This window comes from Paraburkholderia bryophila, assembly GCF_003269035.1.
In the GTDB taxonomy this organism is placed as follows: Bacteria; Pseudomonadota; Gammaproteobacteria; order Burkholderiales; family Burkholderiaceae; genus Paraburkholderia; species Paraburkholderia bryophila.
The window spans coordinates 56,492-74,692 of the sequence record NZ_QLTK01000012.1; the positions used below are offsets into that span (position 1 = coordinate 56,492).

Annotated in this window: 17 protein-coding genes and 1 tRNA gene; 12 read left to right on the plus strand and 6 right to left on the minus strand. The window is 63.8% G+C overall.

Translation table 11 applies throughout. The annotated features are described in order from the left end of the window. Positions 1-54 precede the first annotated feature (54 nt). The 10 genes from rsmB to BX591_RS18655 all read left to right on the plus strand — a co-directional run bounded on the left by rsmB (position 55) and on the right by BX591_RS18655 (position 9,439). Complete coding sequence (gene rsmB, locus BX591_RS18610) at positions 55-1,494, plus strand: 16S rRNA (cytosine(967)-C(5))-methyltransferase RsmB (RefSeq protein WP_111932840.1); 1,440 nt, start codon at positions 55-57, stop codon at positions 1,492-1,494. Continuing rightward, positions 1,491-2,090, plus strand: coding sequence for a DUF4390 domain-containing protein (locus tag BX591_RS18615; protein ID WP_111932841.1), 600 nt, complete (start codon positions 1,491-1,493; stop codon positions 2,088-2,090). The genes rsmB and BX591_RS18615 overlap by 4 nt, the downstream gene beginning before the upstream one ends. Further along, positions 2,080-4,494, plus strand: a complete 2,415-nt coding sequence (locus BX591_RS18620; RefSeq protein WP_111932842.1) for a sensor histidine kinase — start codon at positions 2,080-2,082, stop codon at positions 4,492-4,494. The genes BX591_RS18615 and BX591_RS18620 overlap by 11 nt, the downstream gene beginning before the upstream one ends. Then, complete coding sequence (gene esaR, locus BX591_RS18625) at positions 4,495-5,184, plus strand: response regulator transcription factor EsaR (RefSeq protein WP_111932843.1); 690 nt, start codon at positions 4,495-4,497, stop codon at positions 5,182-5,184. Between the two features lie 96 nt (positions 5,185-5,280). Continuing rightward, positions 5,281-5,356, plus strand: a tRNA-Phe gene (locus tag BX591_RS18630). Between the two features lie 393 nt (positions 5,357-5,749). Beyond that, on the plus strand, positions 5,750-6,484 hold the full coding sequence (queC, locus tag BX591_RS18635; protein WP_111932844.1) for a 7-cyano-7-deazaguanine synthase QueC: 735 nt from the start codon (positions 5,750-5,752) through the stop codon (positions 6,482-6,484). A 122-nt stretch (positions 6,485-6,606) separates the two neighbouring features. Continuing rightward, complete coding sequence (gene queE, locus BX591_RS18640; RefSeq protein ID WP_111932845.1) at positions 6,607-7,239, plus strand: 7-carboxy-7-deazaguanine synthase; 633 nt, start codon at positions 6,607-6,609, stop codon at positions 7,237-7,239. Between the two features lie 9 nt (positions 7,240-7,248). After that, the gene (gene queD, locus BX591_RS18645; RefSeq protein ID WP_111932928.1) at positions 7,249-7,692 is read left to right on the plus strand and encodes a 6-carboxytetrahydropterin synthase QueD; all 444 of its coding nucleotides are present in this window, start codon (positions 7,249-7,251) and stop codon (positions 7,690-7,692) included. Between the two features lie 254 nt (positions 7,693-7,946). Beyond that, the gene (locus BX591_RS18650) at positions 7,947-8,729 is read left to right on the plus strand and encodes an HpcH/HpaI aldolase family protein (RefSeq protein ID WP_111932846.1); all 783 of its coding nucleotides are present in this window, start codon (positions 7,947-7,949) and stop codon (positions 8,727-8,729) included. Continuing rightward, positions 8,726-9,439, plus strand: a complete 714-nt coding sequence (locus BX591_RS18655; protein WP_111932847.1) for a tetratricopeptide repeat protein — start codon at positions 8,726-8,728, stop codon at positions 9,437-9,439. Before BX591_RS18650 ends, BX591_RS18655 begins: the two co-directional genes overlap by 4 nt. Before the next feature lie 69 nt (positions 9,440-9,508). On the opposite strand, the gene rodA is transcribed toward BX591_RS18655, so the two are convergent. From rodA to BX591_RS36535, 6 genes are all read right to left on the minus strand, one after another. Further along, a complete protein-coding gene (gene rodA / locus BX591_RS18660) occupies positions 9,509-10,657 on the minus strand; it encodes a rod shape-determining protein RodA (RefSeq protein WP_111932848.1) in 1,149 nt (382 codons plus the stop codon). Positions 10,658-10,667: 10 nt separating this feature from the next. Next, positions 10,668-12,995: a penicillin-binding protein 2 gene (mrdA, locus tag BX591_RS18665; RefSeq protein ID WP_111932849.1), complete on the minus strand. Its 2,328-nt coding sequence runs from the start codon at positions 12,993-12,995 to the stop codon at positions 10,668-10,670. Between the two features lie 144 nt (positions 12,996-13,139). After that, positions 13,140-13,652, minus strand: coding sequence for a rod shape-determining protein MreD (mreD, locus tag BX591_RS18670; protein ID WP_111932850.1), 513 nt, complete (start codon positions 13,650-13,652; stop codon positions 13,140-13,142). Beyond that, a complete protein-coding gene (mreC, locus tag BX591_RS18675; RefSeq protein WP_111932851.1) occupies positions 13,649-14,764 on the minus strand; it encodes a rod shape-determining protein MreC in 1,116 nt (371 codons plus the stop codon). Before mreC ends, mreD begins: the two co-directional genes overlap by 4 nt. Positions 14,765-14,917: 153 nt before the next feature. Beyond that, complete coding sequence (locus BX591_RS18680) at positions 14,918-15,961, minus strand: rod shape-determining protein (RefSeq protein ID WP_004189550.1); 1,044 nt, start codon at positions 15,959-15,961, stop codon at positions 14,918-14,920. 230 nt (positions 15,962-16,191) lie between these two features. After that, complete coding sequence (locus BX591_RS36535) at positions 16,192-16,341, minus strand: hypothetical protein (RefSeq protein ID WP_167444582.1); 150 nt, start codon at positions 16,339-16,341, stop codon at positions 16,192-16,194. On the opposite strand from BX591_RS36535, the gene gatC reads away from it, so the two are divergent. Both gatC and gatA read left to right on the plus strand, forming a co-directional pair. After that, positions 16,340-16,639 carry an Asp-tRNA(Asn)/Glu-tRNA(Gln) amidotransferase subunit GatC gene (gatC, locus tag BX591_RS18685; RefSeq protein ID WP_105511670.1) on the plus strand — a complete coding sequence of 100 codons (300 nt, stop codon included), beginning with the start codon at positions 16,340-16,342 and terminating at the stop codon, positions 16,637-16,639. The genes BX591_RS36535 and gatC overlap by 2 nt on opposite strands. A gap of 72 nt (positions 16,640-16,711) precedes the next feature. Beyond that, positions 16,712-18,199, plus strand: a complete 1,488-nt coding sequence (gene gatA / locus BX591_RS18690) for an Asp-tRNA(Asn)/Glu-tRNA(Gln) amidotransferase subunit GatA (protein ID WP_111932852.1) — start codon at positions 16,712-16,714, stop codon at positions 18,197-18,199. The last annotated feature ends 2 nt before the right edge of the window (positions 18,200-18,201 follow it).

The following is an 18,201-nucleotide window of genomic DNA, read 5'->3' on the forward strand; positions in this document are numbered from 1 at the left end:
ACAATGTGTGCTGTTCGTGTCGCGCGTACCGTGCGGCCTGTCTTTGCCTTCTTCATGACCCCAAAGCCTTCTTCGCGTTCTGCTTCCCAATCGGCGCGACCGCGCGAATCCCGTTTGTCGATGCTGCACCTTGCGCCCGAATCGCTTGCGTTCGCGCTCGACTGCGCGGGCCAGGCGATCGGTGCCGTGCGTCTCGGCGCGGCTTTGCCGGCTGCGCTGCAAGCCGTCTTCGTTTCCGCGCCGGAAGGCAGTGCCGCCGCCGCGCGCGGCGCGGTGCAGGACATCGCGTATCGCACGATGCGGCGTCTGGCGACCGCCGAATGGTTGATCGCGAAGCTGGTCAAGAAAGCGCCGCCGCCGCACGTCGGCCATGTGCTTGCCTGCGCGTTCGCGCTGCTCGTCGACGACGAAGCGAGCGCCGCGTACACGCCGTTCACAGTGGTCGATCAGGCGGTCGGCGCCATCAGCGCGCGTCGCGAATTCGCGTTTGCCAAGGGACTCGTCAACGCGGTGCTGCGCAGTTTCCTGCGTGAGCGCGAGACGTTGCTCGCCGCTGCGCAAGCCGACGAAGTGGCCCGCTGGAACTACCCGTCGTGGTGGATCGACGCAGTGAAACGCGCCTGGCCCGACGCCTGGCAGACGGTGCTCGCCGCCGGCAATACGCAAGGCCCGCTCACACTGCGCGTGAACGCCCGTCACTCGACGGTCGACGCCTATCTGCACGTGCTGCAGAACCATCACCTTCCCGCGAGCCAGGCCGGCGACTACGCCGTCAAGCTCGCCACGCCGATGCCGGTGGACCGGATTCCCGGTTTCAACGAGGGCGTCGTCTCGGTGCAGGACGCCGGCGCGCAACTTGCCGCGCCACTGCTCAACGTGCGTGACGGCATGCGCGTACTCGACGCCTGCGCGGCACCCGGCGGCAAGACCGGCCATCTGCTCGAACTCGCCAATCTTCAACTCGTCGCGCTCGAAAGCGATGCGTCGCGCGCGCGGCGCATCGGCGAAAACTTGCAGCGGCTCAAGCTCGAAGCGGAAGTGCGTATCGGCGACGCCGGCGCGCCCGCGCAGTGGCACGACGACCTCGACCAGCCGTTCGACCGCATTCTCGCCGACGTGCCGTGCTCGGCCTCGGGCATCGTGCGGCGTCACCCGGATATTCGCTGGTTGCGTCGCGCGTCGGATATTCCCGCGCTGGTCGCCGAACAACGTCGTATTCTCGACGCGTTGTGGCCGCTCGTGAAAGCTGGCGGCGAGTTGCTCTACGTTACGTGTTCGATCTTCCCCGAAGAAGGCGAGTTACAGGCGCAGTGGTTTGGAGACAAGTACCAGGATGCGGTACGATTGGACGCGCCGGGGCAACTGCTGCCTTCAGTCGCCCGCGCGCCCGCCGACACCTCGGCCGGTTCCCTTGCCGGACAACTCGTTGAAGAGCGCGCCGGTGCGAACTCAGACCACGACGGATTTTTCTACGCGCGCTTTCAGAAACGGTGACCATCAAACGCTTCTTCCCGCTTCGGCTCGCTGCCGTGTTCTGGATCGCGCTGGCCGTCTGGCTCGCCGCACCGGGCATGGTGCACGCCGACCCGATCGCGGTGCAGCGCGCATCGCTGCAATCGGACAATACCGGCTGGAATCTCGACGCGCGTTTCGACTTCGACCTGAACAGCAACCTCGAAGACGCGATCAATAAAGGCATTCCGCTTTACTTCACGACGGATTTCGAATTGAGCCGGCCGCGCTGGTACTGGTTCGACGAGCAACCGGTCAGCGTGTCGCAAAGCATTCGCCTGTCGTTCCAGCCGCTCACGCGCGAATACCGGGTGTCGAGCGTGTCGTCCGGCGGCCTGCAACTCGGCTTCCAGACGTTGAAAGACGCGCTTGCGGTGATCAAACACGTCACGTCGTGGCATGTGATCGACCGTAACGACGTGCATGCCGGCGAGACGTACAACGCGTCGGTGCGCATGCAGCTCGACATCGCGCTGATGCCCAAGCCGTTCCAGATCGACGCGGTGAATAACCGCGACTGGAGCCTGTCGTCCGAGTGGAAGCGTTTTACCTTCACGGTGACCGAACGTGCTAAATAAAGTGCGCCAAACCACCAGTGTCAGCAGCATCGTCGTGCGCGTGCTGGTGTCGACGGTCGCCGTCACGGCCGTGCTGCTGCTCGTGCTGCTCGCGGCCGCCAGCGCGAATACCGAATTCTTCGACCGCTATTACCAGTGGTTGTACGCGGCCAACCTCGTGGTCGCGATGATCTTTCTGCTGGTGGTGACGACGCTCGTCATCATCATCATCGCGCGGCTCAGAAAGGGTAAGTTCGGCACCCGGCTGCTGGCCAAACTCGCGTTCTTCATGGCGCTGGTCGGCGTGGTGCCGGGCGGGATCATTTACGTCGTCTCGTATCAATTCGTGTCGCGCAGTATCGAATCGTGGTTCGACGTGAATGTCGAAACCGCGCTCACGTCGGGCCTGAATCTCGGGCGCGGCATGCTCGACGCGTCGCTGTCCGATCTGCAGACCAAGGGTCGGCTAATGTCCGAGCAGATCGCGAGCGCGGATGCCGCCGGCACCACGCTGACGCTGCTGCGCCTGCGCGATCAGTTCGGCGTGCAGGACGCGACGATCGTCGAGCCCACGCGCAGCATGTCGGGCGCGACGCCGGACATGCACGTCGTCGCGCAAGCCTCGAGCAACTACGCGACGCTGGTGCCGAACGATCTGCCCACGCCGCTGATGATCGATCAGGCGCGCGGCCGCGGTTATGCGGCGATCGAAGGCGAAGTCGACGGCGATCCGAATGAACATGGCAGCAAGGGTGCTTTGCGGCTGCGCATCGTGCAGCGCATTCCCGATTCGAGTGCCGCGCTGCTGCAACCTACCGAACGTTTCCTGCAACTCACGCAGCCAGTGTCGCCTTCGCTCGCGCGTAATGCGGATGCGGTGCAGCGCGCCTATCGCGAATATCAGGAGAAGGCGCTGGGCCGCACCGGTCTGCGCAAGATGTATATCGGCACGCTGACACTCGCACTGTTCCTCGCCACCTTCATCGCGATGATGCTGGCGCTGGCGCTCGGCAACCAGTTGGCGCGGCCGTTGTTCCTGCTCGCGCAGGGCACCAAGGAAGTGACCGAGGGCGACTACACGCCGAAGCGCGAAATCAAATCGCGCGACGAACTGGGCTTCCTCACGCAGTCGTTCAACGCGATGACGCGGCAGTTGTCGGAAGCGCGCGCGGCGGTCGAGAACAATCGCATCGCGCTCGAACATTCCAAGGCGTATCTGGAGAGCATTCTTGCGAACCTGACCGCCGGCGTGTTCGTGTTCGACCGGCAGTTCAGGCTCACCACCGCGAATCGCGGCGCCGAGCGGATTTTCCGTCAGCCGTTCCAGCCCACCATGGGTTCCGCGCTCGATCAGATCGGCGTGTTGAGCGAATTCGGCGGCATGGTACGCAAGGCGTTCGCCGATCGGGAAGCGGCCAGCGGCGACGGTCACGACGACCGCGGCCATTGGCAGCAGCAGTTCTCGATTCAGGTGCCGGGCGAAACCGAACCGTTGACTTTGCTGGTGCGCGGCGCGCGTCTCGTCTCCGCCACCGACCGCGATGCCGAAGACATGCAGACCTCCGGCTACGTGGTCGTGTTCGACGATATTTCCGACGTGATCTCCGCCCAGCGTTCGATCGCATGGGGCGAAGTCGCGCGGCGCCTCGCGCACGAGATCAAGAATCCGCTCACGCCGATCCAGCTCTCCGCCGAGCGCTTGCAAATGAAGCTCGCGGACAAGCTGTCGCCGTCGGATGCGGATGTGTTGAAGCGCGGCGCGACCACGATCGTCAATCAGGTCGCCGCGATGAAGCAGATGGTCGACAATTTCCGTGACTATGCGCGCACGCCCCCGGCGGTGCTTGCGCATTTGCAGTTGAACGAACTGGTCAGCGAAGTGCTGACGCTGTACGGTATCGAAGAAGGCAAGGGCGCGATTCAGGTGGAATTGGCCGCGTTGCCGGCCATCCGCGGCGACGCGACGCAATTGCGCCAGGTGATTCACAACCTGCTGCAGAACGCGCAGGATGCGGTAGCCGAGCTCGAGCATCCGCGTGTCCTGCTCGAAACGAGGACAGTAGAATACGGAGACCCCGACGCGGAAGGCAAGGTCCATGTCGCGGTGCGTCTGACCGTGTCGGATAACGGACCGGGCTTCTCCGCGCGTATCCTCACACGGGCATTCGAACCTTACGTGACGACCAAGGCCAAAGGTACGGGTCTGGGTCTTGCGATGGTCAAGAAGATCGTCGACGAACACGGCGCGCGCATCGACATTCGCAATCGCATGAAAGCGGGCGACGTGATCGAAGGCGCGCAGATATCGATTCTCTTCCTTCAGTTGGCAGACGATGCCGCGGCGCCCGGAGCCGGGCCGCGTCCGGCGCACGGTGGTGCGTCGCAGGGAAAGACAAAAGCAACAGTGCAGACAAGGGCAGCGTAAATGGCAACCATCCTGGTGGTAGATGATGAAATGGGCATCCGGGAATTGCTCTCGGAGATCCTGAGCGACGAAGGGCATGTCGTGGAGGCCGCGGAAAACGCGCAGGAAGCGCGCGAATTCCGTTTGCGTCAGGCGCCGGATCTGGTGCTGCTCGACATCTGGATGCCCGACACCGACGGCGTGACCTTGCTCAAGGAATGGGCCGCGCAAGGTCAGTTGACCATGCCGGTGATCATGATGTCCGGCCACGCCACGATCGATACCGCAGTCGAAGCGACCAAGATCGGCGCACTCAATTTTCTCGAGAAGCCGATCGCGTTGCAGAAGCTGCTCAAGGCGGTCGAGCAGGGCCTCGCGCGCGGCAATGCGGCGGGTGCGCCGGGCGGCGCGGCGGCCAAGCCGGCGCTGCCGGTGAGTACGTCGGCGGTGGCCTCGGCGGCCGCGTTGCCGATGCTCTCCACCGACGGCATGGGCAGCGGCGCGCTGGCTGCGCAAACCGCCTCGATCTCGTTCGACATTCCGCTGCGCGACGCACGCGACGCGTTCGAGCGCGCGTACTTCGAGTATCACCTCGCGCGCGAGAACGGCAGCATGACGCGCGTCGCGGAGAAGACCGGGCTCGAGCGTACGCACCTGTATCGCAAGCTCAAGCAGCTCGGCGTCGATCTCGGCAAGAACAAAGGCGAGTGAATCTCGTGCGCGGCGCGATGAATGCGATTCGCGTAGATTTTTTCGAGAAGGGGCTTGCCCTGCTGCTGACCCTTTGATATTATTTCGTTCTTCGTTGGCCCGGTAGCTCAGTTGGTAGAGCAGCGGATTGAAAATCCGCGTGTCGATGGTTCGATTCCGTCCCAGGCCACCAGGATTCAGCCCCAGGAAATCGCAAGATTCCTGGGGCTTTTCCTTTTCTGACGGGCACTCGTTGCTTCGGCTTGCCGCTCCGATGCACCGGCAGGTGCGCGGCGAGGTTTGGCATCGCGTGATAAAATCGCGCCAGTTCAAGGACTTGCACGATCATTGTGTCGCGTGTACCGCGGCCTGACTGCCACGCGGCCGAGCCGCCAACGCAAGGCCGACACCCGCCGAATCCTTCGCCCGACGATTAACGGTATAAGCGCCCAGCGACGCTGCATGCGGAAGGCGCCGCCTATACTGCTTTGGGCCGGCAGCAGTGCCGGCACGCGTCGCGCCGCGTTGCTTGCATGGCGCACCTCGCGCAGCGCGACGTGGCACTCATCATTCACGGAGTTTCACGGTGATCCGCAAAGACGCTAAACGTAGCGCTCTGGTGCTGTTTTCCGGCGGCCAGGATTCCGCCACGTGCCTCGCCTGGGCACTCGAACGCTACGACACGGTCGAGACGCTTGGCTTCGATTATGGCCAGCGGCATCGCGTCGAGCTCGAATGCCGGGAAGGATTTCGCGGCGCTGTCACACGCGCATTTCCGGCATGGGCCGACCGCCTCGGCGACGATCACATGATCGACCTGTCGGTGCTCGGTTCGATCAGCGATACCGCCATGACGCGCGAGATCGAGATCGAAGCCACGGCCAACGGTTTGCCGAACACGTTCGTGCCGGGCCGCAATCTGATGTTCATGACGATCGCCGCGGCCATTGCTTATCGGCGCGGTTTGCAGGTGCTGGTGGGCGGTATGTGCGAGACGGATTTCTCGGGCTACCCCGATTGCCGCGACGACACGATGAAGGCCTTGCAGGTCGCGTTGAACCTCGGCATGGACACGCGCTTCCTGCTCGAAACGCCGTTGATGTGGCTCGACAAGGCCGACACCTGGCGCCTTGCGCATGAGCTGGGCGGCGACGAACTGGTCGAGCTGGTACGCGTCGAAACGCATACTTGCTACGTCGGCGAACGCTCCGAATTGCATGCGTGGGGATTCGGCTGTGGCGAGTGTCCGGCGTGCCGTCTGCGCAAGCGCGGGTATGAAGCGTATCTGTCCGGCGAGAAGGTCACCGAGCCGCCGGTTTGATACGTCGATGTCGATGGTTCAATGGTTGGGGCGTCGGCGGCACGGCGCGCCAACGCAGCACCCAGCATCGCAGTAACGCAATTCAGGCAACTATTTTCAGGAACACAAAGGCAGAAAGCAGCATGACGTACGCGGTCAAGGAAATCTTCTACACGTTGCAAGGCGAGGGCGCGAATGCCGGGCGTCCGGCCGTGTTCTGCCGGTTCGCCGGTTGCAATCTGTGGTCGGGCCGCGAAGAAGATCGCGCTGACGCGGTGTGCCGCTTCTGCGATACGGATTTCGTCGGCACCGATGGCGAGAACGGCGGCAAGTACCGCACGCCTGAAGAGCTCGTGCAGATGATCGCGTCGCAATGGCCGGAAGGTGAGGGCGAACGTTTCGTGGTGTGCACGGGCGGCGAGCCGATGCTGCAGATCGATTCGCCGCTGGTCGACGCGCTGCATGCCGCCGGCTTCGAAATTGCCATCGAAACCAACGGCTCGCTGCCGGTGCTCGAGACGATCGACTGGATCTGCGTGAGCCCGAAGGCCGACGCGCCGCTCGTCGTGACCAAAGGCAACGAACTGAAGGTCGTGATTCCGCAGGACAACCAGCGCTTGTCCGAGTATGCGAAGCTCGACTTCGAGTATTTCCTCGTCCAGCCGATGGACGGTCCGTCGCGCGATCTCAACACGAAGCTCGCGATCGACTGGTGTAAACGCCATCCGCAATGGCGCCTGTCGATGCAGACCCACAAGTATCTGAACATTCCCTGATTTGCCGTGCTGACGATTACACGAAAACTCGAATTCGACGCGGGTCACCGCATCCCCGATCACCGCAGCCAGTGCCGTAATCTGCACGGCCATCGCTATGTGCTCGAAATCACGCTGCAAGGCGATCTGGTCGACACCGAAGGCGCGCCCGATCGCGGCATGGTGATGGACTTCGCCGACGTGAAGTCGCTTGCCAACGAGCATCTGGTCGACAAATGGGATCACGCTTTTCTGGTCTTCGAAGGCGATACGCAAGTGCGCGGCTTTCTGGAAACCATGGCCGGTCATAAGACGGTGGTGCTCGACCGCATTCCCACGGTGGAAAATCTGGCCGCCGTCGCGTTCGATATCCTTGCGAACGTCTACGATGCGCACTACGGCGTGAACCTGCGCCTGCACAAGCTGCGGCTGTACGAGACGCCGAATTGCTGGGCCGACGTGGTCCGCGACTGATCGCGCCGGGCGCGTGCGGCGCCGTAGCCTGGCTGCCGGAGACACGCGCCAACCCTCCCGTTATTGTCACGGTATGATCGCTCCGATAACCACACGGAGCGAGACATGCCGGTCACCGCATTGCGTCGCAACAGGCTCGCAGGCCATCCGCGCCTGAACGCAAACCCTGGTCTTTCTCTGGCCCACACGGCCAGCATGCCGTCCCGCGTTTCAGGCGAGGTGTCTGGTCACCGCCATCGCCATGGAGCATGGCGATGAGCACCTTCACCAATCCTCTCAAGCAACGTCTGAAGGAAACCGATCCGCTGTTCGGTCTATGGCTGTCGCTCGGTAGCGACGCTGCGGCCGAAGCGCTCGCGCACGCCGGTTACGACTGGCTCCTGATCGACATGGAGCATTCGCCGAACGACAGTGGCGACGTCGCGTCGCAATTGCGCGCGATCGCCGCCGCGCATCTGCCGAGCGAGCCGGTGGTGCGGGTGCCCGCCAGCGAGGCGTGGCTCGTCAAACGCGTGCTGGATGCCGGCGCGCGCACGCTGATGTTCCCGAATATCGAATCTGCCGAAGAGGCCGCGCACGCCGTGCGTCTCACCCAATATCCGACCGCCGACGCGCTCGACGGCCAGCGCGGCGTCGCCGGCGTGGTGCGCGCGGCGGGCTACGGCATGCGGCGCGATTACGTGCAGACGGCCAACGCTCAGATCGCGACCATCGTGCAGATCGAATCGGCGCGCGGCCTGGCGGAAGTGGAAAAGATCGCGGCAACGCCGGGCGTCGATTGCCTGTTCGTCGGGCCGGCCGATCTGGCCGCGAGCCTCGGACATCTCGGCGATTCGAAGCACGCCGACGTGCAGGCGGCGATGGCGCGCATCGTCAGCGCCGCCGACAAAGCCGGCATTGCGACCGGTATTTTCTCCATGGACGTCGCGAGTGCGAAGCAGCATCGCGATGCGGGTTTTCGATTTATCGCTCTGGCCGCCGACGTCATCTGGATGTTGCGCGCGACTCGCCAGGCGCTGCAGGAGGTGAGGTTATGAAGGGGAAGGTGCAGGGCGTCGTCGTGAAATGGGCAGTAAGCGCGGCGTTGATCATGAGTGGCGCGGTGAGCGTGACGGCCCATGCGGCGGACGGGGCCGTGAAGTCGAGCGATCCGGAGACGCAGACTGCGGTTGCCGACTACAACGCCGGCAATCTGGGCGCGGCGCTGACCGAGTTCCGCAAGGCGGCGGAGCGCGGCAGCCGGCTCGCCGAGTTCAACTACGCCATGATGCTGCTCAACGGCGAAGGCACCACGGCCAATGTCGATGAAGGCAAGAAATGGCTGCGCAAAGCCGCCGACGCCAACATGTCGCATGCGCAATACGTGTACGGCAAAATGTACGACGATGGCGAGTTCGTCGGACGCGATCCGGTCGAAGCGCACCGCTGGTTTCTGAAAGCGGCGCAGCAGGGACATGTGCAGGCGGAGTTGGCGCTGGCTAACCAGTTCCTCGACGGTCGCGGCACCGAGCGCGACAACAGACAGGCGTTCGTCTGGTACAAGAAGGCGGCGCAAGGCGGCGACATGACTGCGCAATACGTGGCCGGCTCGTTCTACGAGCGTGGCGGCGACGGTGTGGAGAAGAATCTGAACGTGGCGCGCGCGTATTACGCAGCGGCGGCGGCGCAGGGCGATCCGGCGGCGCGGCTCAAGTATCAGCAGCTCAGCGCGCAGTTGCGGGATCAGAAGGAAGTGAAGCCGCAGTAAAACTGCGGGCGTTAAAAACAGAAGGGGCGCACCGATGATGCGCCCCTTCTGTTTTCTCGATCCGAGTCGCTAACTCTGCATCAGGCGTTTTTGCCGCGCGATGCTCATGATGAGGCCGATCGCGACCCCCAGCGTAGTCAACGCGGTGCCGCCGTAACTCATGAACGGCAACGGCACGCCGACCACCGGCAAGATACCGCTCACCATACCGATATTGACGAACGCATAGGTGAAGAACGCCATGGTCAACGAGCCTGCGAGCAAGCGCCCGAACAGCGTCGCGCCATTGGCCGCGATATACAGCCCGCGTGCGATCAGCAGCATGTAAAGCGTGAGCAGTACGACGCCGCCCGCCAAGCCAAACTCCTCCGAAAATACCGCGAAGATAAAGTCGGTGTGCTTCTCGGGGATGAACTCCAGATGCGCTTGCGTACCCTTCAACCAGCCTTTGCCGAGCGGCCCGCCGGAGCCGATCGCGATCACGGCCTGGATCGTGTGGAAGCCCTTGCCGAGTGGATCGGACGTCGGATCGAGCAGCGTACAGATGCGGTGTTTCTGATAATCGTGCATCAGCGGCCATTGCACTTCGGGCTGACAGATCTTGTCCTGGAACGTCGCGATCGCGGCGACCGCGATCACGCCCGCCACCAGCACCGGCACGATCAGCTTGAAACTCAGGCCCGCGAAGTAAATCACGAAGAAACCGGCCGCGAACACCAGCACGGCGGTGCCGAGGTCGGGCTGCTTGGCGATCAGACCGACCGGCACCAGCAGGATCACGAAGCCGACCAGGTAGTCGTACCAGCGCATCACGCCTTCGCGGCGTTGGTAGTACCAGGCGAGCATGAGCGGTGTCGCGATCTTGAGGATTTCCGATGGCTGGATGACCACGCCGACGTTGATCCAGCGCTTCGCGCCCTTGCGCGTGAGACCGAACATCGCGACTGCAACGAGTAACGCGATCCCGAACGTATAGAGCGGAACCGCGAAGCGCAGCAGCGTGGTGGGTGGCACATTGGCGAGCCCCCACATCAGCACGAACGTCAGCAGGATGTTGCGCAACTGGTCTTCCACGCGACCGGGGACGTCCAGGCTCGCGCTGTACAGCGTCACGATGCCGACGCACAGCAGCAGGAACACGATCAGCGCGAGCGGGCGGTCGAAGCCCGCGAACATCCGCTTGATGCGGTCGAGCCAGGCGCGCTTGTCGAATTGCATGCCTTTCTCCTTACTCGTCGATGCCGCCGGCAACCGGCTGGCGTGGCGACGTGGCTTCAATGCCGTCATCCCGCGACGGCGCGGCGGCGGTCGGCGCCGGCTCGCTGGCGGGGCGGGGCTTATGCGGGGCGCCAGGCTTGCGCGGCGCCGGATTTTTTGTGGCGGTGGAGGTGGACGTAGAGGTTGAAGCCCCCTTCGCGGCCGCAGCCGCAGCCGAAGCACCAACGGCCGGCGCCGACGCCGACGCCGCAGCGGACGCCGCCTCTGCCGCGGAAGCCGCAGCCGCCGCGGAAGCCGCACCGGGAATCGGCAGCGCCGTAAACCCAGCGGCGATCTTGACCGGCTGCACGGCGGTTTCGTCCGAAGCCGGTGCGCCGCCCACTACCGGTGCGGACGCGTCCTGGGTCGCCGACGCCGCCGCGGCGATCGCCGCCGCCTGAGCGCCCGGCTTGTTCTTGCCGACGAGGTAGTAATCGAGCACCTTGCGCGCGATCGGACCGGCCGATTCCGCGCCCCAGCCACCGTTTTCGACGATCAGCGCGAGCGCGATCTTGGGGTTGTCGACCGGCGCGAAAGCGATGAACAGTGCGTGATCGCGCAGATGCTCGGCGATCGCGTGACCCTTGTAGTTCGCGCCTTGCAGCGAGTACACCTGGGCCGTACCGGTCTTGCCGGCCGCTTGATACGGAGCGCCGATAAACAGTTTCGACGCCGTCCCGTTGGTGACCACCTCGGCCATGGCGTGCTTAATGAAGTCGATGTCCGCCTGCTTGACGGCGATCTTGTCGCTCGGATCGCGCACCACCGGGCGGGTCTCTTTGGTGATCGGATTCTCGATGTCGCGCACGAGGTGCGGCTTCATCACGACGCCGTTGTTCGCGAGCGTCGCCGTGGCATGCGCGAGTTGCAGAATGGTGAACGAGTTGTAGCCTTGGCCGATGCCGAGACTGATCGTTTCGCCTTCATACCAACGCTGTTGTTCGGGCTTGCGGTACGCCTTGCGCTTCCAGTCCGTGGAAGGCAGGATGCCGCGCGCTTCGCCGGAAATGTCGATGCCGGTGATTTGACCGAAGCCCCACGGCTTCATGAAGTTGGCGATGTTGTTGACGCCGAGGTCATGCGCGAGCATGTAGAAATACGTGTCGTTCGACACGACGATCGCGCGGTTCATGTCGACCCAGCCCTGGCCCGAGCGCACGTCGTTGCGGAACGTATGGCCGCCGAACGTGTATGAACCCGGATCCTGGAAGCCCCAGCCCGTCGTGCGCTTATGCAGCGTCAGCGCCGCGAGCGCCATGAACGGTTTATACGTCGATCCCGGCGGATAGGTGCCGTGCAGCGGACGGTTCAGCAACGGGTGATCCGGCGAGTTGTTCAGGTCGTCCCAGGTCTGCTGGTCGATACCGTCGACGAACGAATTGGGATCGAAGCTCGGCGCCGAGACGAACGCGAGCACGTCGCCGGTAGCCGGTTCGATTGCGACCAGCGCGCCACGGCGACCCGCGAAGGCCTGTTCGGCAACCTGCTGCAAGCCGATATCCAGCGACAGTTCGAGGTTGTTGCCGGGCGTGGCCTGGGTGCGCGACAAGGTGCGCACCGGCCGGCCGCCGGCGGTCACTTCCACTTCTTCGAAACCGGTCTGACCGTGCAGTTCGGTTTCATAGCTCTGCTCGACGCCGATCTTGCCGATGTAGTCGGTGCCCTTGTAGTTGTTCGCGTCGAGACGCGGATCGTAGTGGTCCGGATCGCTGTCGTTCTGGTCGCTGGCGTCGTCGATACGATCCTGGTCGCGCTGCGAAATCCGCCCAATGTAGCCGATCACGTGTGCCGCGGTCGGCCCGAGCGGATATTGGCGGAACAGCCGCGCGCGCACTTCCACGCCTGGGAAGCGGAAACGCTGTGCGGTGAAGCGCGCGACTTCGTCGTCGGTCAGGCGGGTGCGGATCGGCAGGCTCTCGAAGTTTTTCGAGTCTTCCTGAAGCTTCTTGAAGCGGCGACGGTCGCGCGCGTCGATCGAGACGACCGTCGCCAGGCTGTCGATCACGTTTTCGATCGAGTCGTTGAGTTTCGACGGCGTCAGTTCAAGCGTGTAGGCGGAGTAGTTCTTGGCCAGCACCACGCCGTTACGGTCGGTGATGATGCCGCGGTTCGGCACGATAGGCGCGACGGAAATGCGGTTCTCATCGGCCTGCAGCGAGTATTTGCTGTAGTGCCAGACCTGCAGGAACAGGAAGCGGAAGCCGATCAGCCCGAAGCAGACGAACACGAACAGACCCGCCGCCGCGACGCGCAGGCGGAACTTCGAGAGCTGTTGCTGAGTGTCCTTGAATTCGGTCATGCGATTCTGCAAAAGGCCGGCTGACGGCCATCATGAGTGTGCGCCTATCCGGCCGGAACCGGGAGGCATGAACAGCGATGCGCGTCGAGCGGGCCGGCAGCGAGGGTCCATTCCCGTGGAACCGCCGGCAGGCTCGAAGCAGGGTCAAATTGGCCGGGTATCGTCCGGATCGGCCGGGCGACGCTGCGGCATCAGCAGCAGCATGCTGGCGATCGGCCACAGCGCGGCTTCGACGAAACCGTCGATCAGATAACCCCAGCCCGGAAACGCCGCGCCCGTCAGCAGACGGATCACGAACGGCACCAGTTGCGCGACCACCAGCAGTGGCATGACCGCGAAGGTCTGCACGCCGAGCGACATCCACAGCACGCGGCGGTGGATGGTAATCGCGCCATACGACAACAAGGTATACGCCAGCGCGTGCTCGCCGAGCAGGCTGGCGTTATGCACGTCCATCAGCAAACCGAGGAAAAACGCGATGCCCATGCCGACCTTGCGCGGCTGGTGCACGTTCCAGAACAGCAGCACGAGCGCGACGAAATCCGGCACGCCGACGAGGCGCCCCCACGGCATCAGGTTCAGCAGGAACGCCGCGGCGAGGCTGAAGGAGATGAAGTACGGATTGACCGGCTGCAGAATGTATTGCGGACGGTTCATGGCTGCGCCCCCGGAGTGGCTTGCGGCTTCGCGTTCCTGTCAGCGGCCGGCTTCTTTTCGGTGGCGGATTTTTTCTCCGCGGCGGTGGGCTTGGCCGGCGTTTTCTCGGACGACCTGGCCGGAGCGGGTTTGTCGGCGGCAGGCTTTTCGCCGGGTTTCGCCGCTGCCGCCGATTTATCCGCGGCGGCCTTGCTGTCCGCCGGTTTGTTGCCCTTCTTCGCCTTCGCGTCTTTGGCGACGGTGGCCGCATCGGGTTCTTCAGCCGGACGCGGCGGCACGTTGTTCAGGTAGTGCAGCACCAGCAGTTGCCGTGCGCCACGCACCGGCGCGATCGGCAGGCAGATCACGCGGGCGAACGCCGTATCGGCCTGCTTGTCGACGCGGACCACCTTGGCAACCGGTAGACCCGGCGGATACGTGCCGTCGAGTCCGCTGGTGACGAGTTCGTCGCCGGTTTGCACGTCGGCGCTGATCGGCACGAAGCGCAGGTCGAGCGTGTCGCCCTTCGGCGTACCGTAGATCACGCTACGCAAACCCGTGCGCACGATCTGCACGGGCACGGCCTGATCCTTGTCGGTGAGCAGCGTCACTTCGGCTTGCAGCGGGAAGACGCGTGTCACCTGACCGATCACGCCGTCTTCATTGACGACCGGCGAGCCGTTCTGAATGCCTTGCTGCGCGCCACGGCCGATCACCACTTTCTGCGTGAACGGGTCGCGCGTGTCGTACTGGATTTCGGCGGGCAACGATTCGGTGGCCGAGCGCTGCGACAGCTGCAGCAGCGCGCGCAAATGGGCGTTTTCGGCAGCCAGTTCGGCCGCCGTGTTGGCTTGTTGCGAGAGTTGCAGGTCTTTGGTGCGCAGCTTGTCGTTCTCGCTGCGCAATGTGGCGCTGGTCACGGCCAGGTCGGCGGCGCCCATGAAGACGTCGCGCGGCACGAGCGCCGCGCGTTGCAACGGATAAAGACCCGCGCCGAGCACGCCGCGAACGATTTCGAGCGTTTTGAAGCGTGCGTCGGAGATCAGCAGGGCCAGCGCCAGCACGACGAAAAACACCAGTCGGGCGAGGGCGGAGGGGCCTTGCTTGAACAGGGGCGGCGGACTGTATTCCATGGTCGGCGCCGGGGGCGTGAGCGGTTGGGTGAGACGGCGGCGCGCGAGGAACGCGCGTTCAGCGCGCGGAGGCTGGGTGGCCCAGCCGATGGCAAACCGGCCCGCAAGGGGCCGTGTGCCAGATCCGCGCTACTGACATGGAGACGGGCTCGCTTACTCGTACGAGAAGATGCTGCCCAGCTTGTCCATGCGTTCGAGCGCCATGCCCGAGCCGCGCACAACGCAGGTCAGCGGGTCTTCGGCGACGAGCACCGGCAGGCCGGTTTCTTCGGCGAGCAGGCGGTCCAGGTCGCGCAACAGTGCGCCGCCGCCCGTGAGCATCATGCCGCGTTCGGCGATGTCCGCGCCCAGTTCCGGCGGCGTTTGTTCCAGCGCGATCTTGACCGACGACACGATCTGGTTCAGCGGATCGGTGAGGGCTTCGAGAATTTCGTTACTGGAGATGGTGAAGCTGCGCGGAATGCCTTCCGACAGATTGCGGCCCTTCACTTCCATTTCCTTGACTTCGGAACCCGGGAAGGCCGAGCCGATTTCCTTCTTGATCGCTTCAGCGGTTTGCTCGCCGATCAGCATGCCGTAGTTGCGGCGGATGTAGTTGACGATCGCCTCGTCGAACTTGTCGCCACCGACGCGCACCGAGCCTTTGTACACGATGCCGCCCAGCGAGATCACGCCGACTTCGGTCGTGCCGCCGCCAATGTCGACGACCATCGAGCCGGTCGCTTCCGACACCGGCAGTCCGGCGCCGATCGCGGCAGCCATGGGTTCTTCGATCAGATAAACCTGCGAAGCGCCCGCACCGTGCGCCGCTTCTTTAATCGCGCGACGCTCGACCTGGGTCGAACCGCACGGCACGCAAATGATGATGCGCGGCGACGGCGAGAACATACGCGATTCGTGAGCGGTCTTGATGAACTGCTTGATCATCTGCTCGGTGACCGTGAAATCGGCGATCACGCCGTCTTTCATGGGGCGGATTGCCTCGATGTTGCCCGGCACCTTGCCAAGCATCTGCTTGGCTTCCTTGCCGACTGCCTGAATGGTTTTCTTACCGTTGGGACCGCCTTCCTGGCGGATCGAAACCACCGACGGTTCGTCGAGAACGATACCCTTGCCACGCATGTAGATGAGCGTGTTGGCAGTGCCAAGGTCAATCGCCAGATCGTTGGAGAAGTAGCTGCGCAGAAAACCGAACATTCAAAATCCTGTCTCGCTTGGGGCCGGGCCTCGCAACGTATGCGTAGGGCGGCAGCGGAAAAAATAACAGCTTCAACCGGGCGGAAGCGGCGCCACAGGAACTTGAAGCTGCGAGGGAGTCTACCGGAGGCCGTTGCAAAGCCAGGTTGGAAATCCGAACGATCTTGTGGGAATTGTTCGAAAGGCCTTGGTAAGTCGGTCCGGGTTTGGGTCGAACGCGTAATGATACCTTATAATTTTGGATGTTTTGAAGGAAACGGACGGCACTTTTTGCCGCCGCTGACCCCTTTTTCGAGGTCTTCCTCCAGCGTCGTAACCCGCTGTCGCAGCATTGTTTTTTCCTTGCGGCGGCGTTCCACCACATTTTCCGGTGACTGCATGGCTCTGACCCTGACCGATGTTAAACGCATCGCGCACCTCGCGCGGCTCGAACTGGCTGATGCCGACGCCGAGCACACGCTCGTCCAGCTCAATGATTTTTTCGGCCTCGTCGAGCAGATGCAGGCGGTCGATACCACCGGCATCGCGCCGCTGGCCCATCCGATCGAGCAGATCGAAGACGTCGCGCTGCGTCTGCGCAACGACGCGGTGACCGAAACGGTCGAGCGCGAAGCTTTTCAGCGCCCGGCGCCGGCGGTGCAAGACGGCTTGTACCTCGTGCCGAAGGTGATCGAGTAAGACCCGCGTAGCGGGCTCGAATGCCTACACGGCAGCGTGACCTGCGCTGCCGCGCTCTCCAGGATAAACGCAATGCATGAAAAAAGTCTGACCGAACTGCGCGCCGCACTGGCGGCCAGGGAATGCTCCGCAGTCGAACTGGCGCAGCTGTATCTGAAGCGGATCGACGCGGCCACTAGCCTGAACGCGTTCATCCAGGTCGATCCCGATCTGACGCTCGCGCAGGCGAAAGCCGCCGACGCGCTGCTGCACTCCGGCCACGCCGGCCCGCTGGTCGGCCTGCCGATCGCGCATAAAGACGTGTTCGTGACCAAGGGCTGGCGCTCCACGGCCGGCTCGAAAATGCTGTCGAACTACGAAAGCCCGTTCGACGCCACCGTGGTCGCGCGTCTGCAGAACGCCGGCATGGTGTGCGTGGGCAAGACCAACATGGACGAGTTCGCGATGGGCTCGTCCAACGAGAATTCGTACTTTGGTCCCGTGCAGAATCCGTGGGATGTCAAGGCCGTGCCCGGCGGTTCGTCGGGCGGTTCGGCGGCGGCCGTAGCCGCGCGTCTCGCGCCCGCCGCAACCGGCACGGACACAGGCGGCTCGATCCGTCAGCCGGCGTCGTTCTCCGGCATTACCGGCATCAAGCCGACGTACGGCCGCGTGTCGCGCTACGGCATGATCGCGTTCGCCTCGTCGCTGGATCAGGGCGGCCCGATGGCGCGTAGCGCCGCGGATTGCGCGACGCTGCTCAACGCCATGGCTGGCTTCGACGAACGCGATTCGACCAGCCTCGTGCGCGACGACGAAGACTACACGCGCTACCTCGGCCAGCCGTGGCAAGAAGACGGCGCGGCCAAGCCGCTCGCCGGCTTGCGCATCGGCCTGCCGAAGGAATACTTCGGCGCCGGTCTGGCCGACGACGTCCGTGCCTCGATCGACGCCGCGTTGAAGCAATACGAAGCGCTCGGCGCCACGCTGGTGGAAGTGTCGCTGCCGAAAACCGAGCTGTCGATCCCGGTCTACTACGTGATCGCGCCGGCGGAAGCCTCGTCGAATCTGTCGCGTTTCGACGGTGTGCGCTTCGGCCATCGCGCCGCGGAGTATCGCGATCTGCTCGACATGTACAAGAAGTCGCGTGCCGAAGGGTTTGGCCCGGAAGTGAAGCGTCGCATTCTGGTCGGCGCGTACGTGCTGTCGCACGGTTACTACGACGCGTACTACCTGCAGGCGCAAAAGATTCGCCGCATCATCGCGCAAGACTTCGAGGAAGCGTTCAGGCAATGCGACGTGATCATGGGACCGGTCGCGCCGTCGGTGGCATGGGACCTTGGCGCGAAGGGCGACGATCCGGTGCAGATGTATCTGGCCGACATCTACACGTTGTCGGTGAGCCTCGCCGGTTTGCCGGGCATGAGCGTGCCGTGCGGTTTCGGCGCGGGCGCGAATGCGCAGCGTCCGGTGGGTCTGCAGATCATCGGCAACTATTTCAATGAAGCCCGGATGCTGCAGGTGGCCGACGCGTTCCAACGCGCGACCGACTGGCATCGTCAAGCACCGGCAGGAGTGTGAGC